A 4,554-nucleotide genomic window follows, 5' to 3' on the forward strand; every position below is an offset into this window, starting at 1 on the left:
CCCATCCACTCAGCGAAAACCCCCGACACCTCCAACAACTCCACCGCCATACCCACCCACTGCGACCCCTGCCCCGGAAACACGAACACCGGCTTCGTTCCGGCGTCGGCGGTGCCGATGACCAGCCGGGGGTCGGAGTGGCCGGCCGCCAGGGCCTCCACGGTCTTCGTGAGTTCGGCCTGGTCGCCGCCCACGAGCAGGGCGCGCTGGGCAAGGCCGGAGCGGGTGGTGGCGAGCGAGAGGGCGACGTCGGCGGGTGCGAGGCCGGGGTTCCGGGCCAGGAAGTCGCGCAGTTTCGCCGCCTGGCCGCGCAGTGCGGTCTGTGACGCGGCGGAAATCGGCCAGGGGACGGGCACGGATTCGCCCGCTGCGGTCAGGACCGGAGTGCGGGCGGCCTTCTCGTCCCCGGTGGGGGGTGTCTGCGCTGCCGGGGGCTCGACGGCCGGGGCCTCTTCGAGGATGACGTGGGCGTTCGTGCCGCTGATCCCGAAGGAGGACACGCCCGCGCGACGTGGCTCGCCCGTCCGGGGCCACGGCATCCGCTCCGTCAGCAGACGCACTTCACCCGCGGTCCAGTCGATGTGGGGGGACGGTTCGTCGGCGTGCAGGGTCCGGGGCAGCACACCGGCCCGCAACGCCATCACCATCTTGATGACGCCCCCCACACCGGCAGCAGCCTGCGCATGCCCGATGTTCGACTTCAACGACCCCAACCACAAAGGCTGCTCCACCGACGCACGGTCCTGACCGTACGTCGCCTGCAGCGCCTGCACCTCGATCGGATCACCCAGCTTCGTCCCCGTACCGTGCGCCTCCACCACATCCACCTGACGCGGCTGCAGACCCGCATTCACCAACGCCTGCCGAATCACCCGCTGCTGCGCCGGACCACTCGGCGCACTCAACCCGTTCGACGCACCATCCTGATTCACCGCACTGCCCCGCACCACAGCCAGCACCCGATGCCCCAACCGCCGCGCATCACTCAGCCGCTCCACCAACAACATCCCCGCACCCTCACCGAAGCCCATGCCGTCGGCCGACGCGGAGAACGCCTTGCAGCGCCCGTCGGCGGCGACACCGCGCTGCCGGCTGAAGCCCGTCACGGTGTGCGGGGTGCTCATCACGGCGACGCCGCCGGCGAGCGCCATGGTGCACTCCTTGCGGCGCAGTGCCTCGCAGGCCAGGTGCAGGGTGATGAGGGAGGAGGAGCAGGCGGTGTCGACGGTCAGGGCCGGGCCTTCGAGCCCCAGGACGTACGAGACACGGCCGGACACCACGCTGGAGACGCTGCCGGTGACGAGGTGGCCTTCGAGGCCGTCGGGGACGTCGGTGAGGCGGGCGCGGTACTCCTGGTAGTTGCATCCGACGAACACGCCGGTGCGGGAGCCCTTCAGCTGGGCGGGGTCGATGCCCGCGCGTTCGACGGTCTCCCAGGCGAGTTCGAGGATGAGGCGCTGCTGGGGGTCCATGGCGAGCGCCTCGCGCGGCGAGATACCGAAGAAGTCGGCGTCGAACTCGGTGGCTCCGGTGAGGTATCCGCCTTCGCGGGCGTAGGTGGTGTTGGGGCGCTCCAGGTCGGGGTCGTAGAGGGCGTCGATGTCCCATCCGCGGTCGGTGGGCAGGCCGCCGACCGCGTCCGCCCCTTCATGTACGAGATTCCACAGGTCCTCGGGGGTGGCGATGCCGCCGGGGTAGCGGCAGCCGACGCCGACGATCGCGATCGGCTCACTGTCCTGCGCCTCGTACTCGCGCAGGCGCTGTTTGGTCTGCTGCAGATCAGCCGTGACGCGCTTCAGGTAGTCGACCAGCTTGTCGTGATCCGCCATCGGTTCCTGCCCCTGTGGTTCGTGGAAGACATCTCGTCGAGAAGAGCTGTGCCTGGTCCTGCCGAGTGGACCGTGGTCCTGCTGAGGAACCCGCGGCCGGAAGACCGTGGTCCTGCTCAGAAGCCTCTGTCCGGCCGGGAAGACCGTGGTCCTGCCGGGAGGACCGTGTGCTGTCGTGTGCGCCGGGCTCGGTGGGCGGGCGGTCGGTGCCGCGCGTGACCGGGCCGGGTGTGCCGGGCGGTCAGCTGCCGAGTTCGTTGTCGATGAAGGCGAGGACCTCGTCGACGCTGGCCGATTGGAGGTCGTTGGGTGGTTGTTCGTTGTTCTCGGGTGCGCCGTCGTCGGTCCATCGGGTCAGGAGGGAACGCAGGCGCAGGGTGACCTCCAGGCGGGTGTTCCCGTCGGGGGTGAGCCCGTCGAGCCGCCCGGCCAGGTGGTCGAGTTCGCCGAGCACCGAGCCTGCGTCGGCCTCGTCGTGGCCGAACAGCCCGGTCTTCAGGTGCCGGGCGACGGCGTTCGGTGTCGGATGGTCGAAGACGAGCGAGGCCGGCAGGGTGAGGCCGCTGACGGCGCCGAGCCGGTTGCGGAGTTCCATGGCGGTGAGCGAGTCGAAGCCGACGTCGCGGAAGGCCCGGTCGGGTTCGAGGTCTTCGGAGCGTTCGAAGCCGAGGACGGTGGCGGCTTCGGCGCGTACCAGGGCGAGCAGGGCGCTGTCGCGGTCGGCCTCGGGAAGTGCGGCGAGTTCCGCGGCGCGGGTGCCGGACGGTCCGGCCGTCGCGGTGGCCCCGGCCGGTGTGCCGGGGACCGTTTCGGTGAGGGTGCGGACCTGTGGGAGGTCGTCGAAGAGAGGGCGCGGACGGGCGGCGCTGAACAGCGGGAAGAAGCGGTTCCAGGCGACGGGCGCCACCGTCAGCAGGGTCTCGTCGCGGTCAAGGGCGCGCTGCAGCGCGGTGAGGCCGAGTTCCGGGTCGATCATGGGCAGGCCGCGGCGGTGCAGCTGGTCGGTGTCGATCGCCTCCGAGATGCCGCCGGATCCGGGGGCTCCGAAGGCGTTCCAGACTCCCCAGGCGACGCAGAGTGTGGGGATGCCGCGGGCGCGGTTGGCTTCCGCGAGTGCGTTGAGGTGGGCGTTGGCCGCGGCGTAGGCGGCGTGGTCGCCGCTGCCCCAGACGCCCGCGATGGAGGAGAACAGGATGAAGGCGTCCAGTTCCCGGTGGTCGAGGAGGTCGGTGAGGTTCAGGGCTCCGTCGACCTTGGCGGCGAGTCCGGCGGCGAAGGCGCCGGGGCCGGTGTCCTCGATGGAGGTGAGGTCGGCGACGCCGGCGGCGTGCAGGACGGCTCGTACGGTGTCGCCGTCGGCCGCGAGCTGTGTCAGGAGTCGACGTACGGCGTCGCGATCGGCGGTGTCGCAGGCGGCGAGGGTGACGCGTACGCCGGTGGCGGCCAGTTCGTCGCGGAGTTCGGCCGCGCCGGGGGCGTCGGCTCCGCGGCGCCCGGTGAGCACCAGGTGCTCCGCTCCTTGCGCGGCGAGCCAGCGGGCGAGTACGACGCCGAGGGCACCGGTGCCGCCGGTGACGACGACCGTGCCCCGGGGGCGCCACGTGCGGGCGGCGGGGCGGTCGTCGGTGCCGGCGTGGGCGAGTCGTCGTACGAGGGTGCCGGAAGGGCGGACAGCCAGCTGGTCCTCGTCCGAGTGGGCGGCGAGGGCGGCGCAGAGGCGGGGGCCGGTCCGGTCGTCGGGGGTGGACGGCAGGTCGATCAGGCCGCCCCAGCGGTCGGCGTGTTCGAGTGCGGTGACCTGTCCGAGGCCCCAGATCAGGCTCTGGAGAGGGTGGCGCGGGTGTTCGCCCTGGTGTGTGGTGACGACTTCGGTCGTGGCGAGCCACAGGGGGGCGTTGATCTCGGCGCTGCCGAGGGCCCTGATGAGGGACAGGGTGGTCGCTGTTCCGGAGGGCATCGCCGGGTGGTCGCGGTGGCGCTCCTCGTCGAGGGCGAGGAGGGACAGCACTCCCGTGGGTGCGGTGCCGCAGTCGGCGACGGCCTTGCGCAGCCGTTCGGTGAGCCGGTCGCGGTCGGCGTCGGCGTCGGTGAGTTCCAGTTCGACGACGTGGGCGCCGGCGTGCTCCATGGCGTCGAGCGCGGCCCGGGTGAGCGGGTGCTCTCGGTGCCGGGCTGCGAGGGCGACGATCCAGGGCCCGGTGAGGGTGGCCGGTTCGGCCGGTTCGGGCTGCCGCTTCCAGGTGATGCGGTAGCGCCAGTCGTCCACGGTGCGCGCGGCGCGCGACCGTTGCCGCCAGTCGACGAGTGCGGGCAGGACGGCGGTGAGGGGTGCGTCGGCCGGCAGGGACAGGGTGTCGGCGAGCCGGTCGGGGTCGGTGTTCTCCACTGCGTCCCAGAAGGCCGCGTCGTCGTCACCGGCAGGGGCGCTGTTGCTGCTGGGATCGAGCCAGTAGCGGCGCCGCTGGAAAGCGTACGTGGGCAGGTCGGTCGGGTGTGCCTGAGGGAGCAGTGCGGTCCAGTCGATGTCGACTCCGCCGGCCCACGCCTCACCCAACGACGTCAACAGCCGCTCCGCACCACCCTCACCCCGACGCAACGACCCCACCACCACACCACGCGCACCCACCGCATCCAGCGTCTCCTGAACCCCCATCGCCAGAACAGGATGCGCACTCACCTCCACAAACGCATCAAACCCACGCCCCACCAACTCACGCACCACATC

The 4,554-nt window shown here is 71.7% G+C and carries 2 protein-coding genes; both read right to left on the reverse strand.

Features of this window, described 5'->3' with window-relative positions:
- The coding region (locus tag ACGFZA_RS42420; RefSeq protein WP_393686459.1) for a type I polyketide synthase at positions 1–1,829 on the reverse strand (1,829 nt) is incomplete at its 3' end.
- A 241-nt stretch (positions 1,830–2,070) separates the two neighbouring features.
- Positions 2,071–4,392, reverse strand: a complete 2,322-nt coding sequence (locus ACGFZA_RS42425; protein ID WP_393686461.1) for an SDR family NAD(P)-dependent oxidoreductase — start codon at positions 4,390–4,392, stop codon at positions 2,071–2,073.
- Positions 4,393–4,554 lie beyond the last annotated feature (162 nt).

Origin of the sequence: Streptomyces sp. NPDC048211, assembly GCF_043202315.1 — a bacterium.
In the GTDB taxonomy this organism is placed as follows: domain Bacteria; phylum Actinomycetota; class Actinomycetes; order Streptomycetales; family Streptomycetaceae; genus Streptomyces.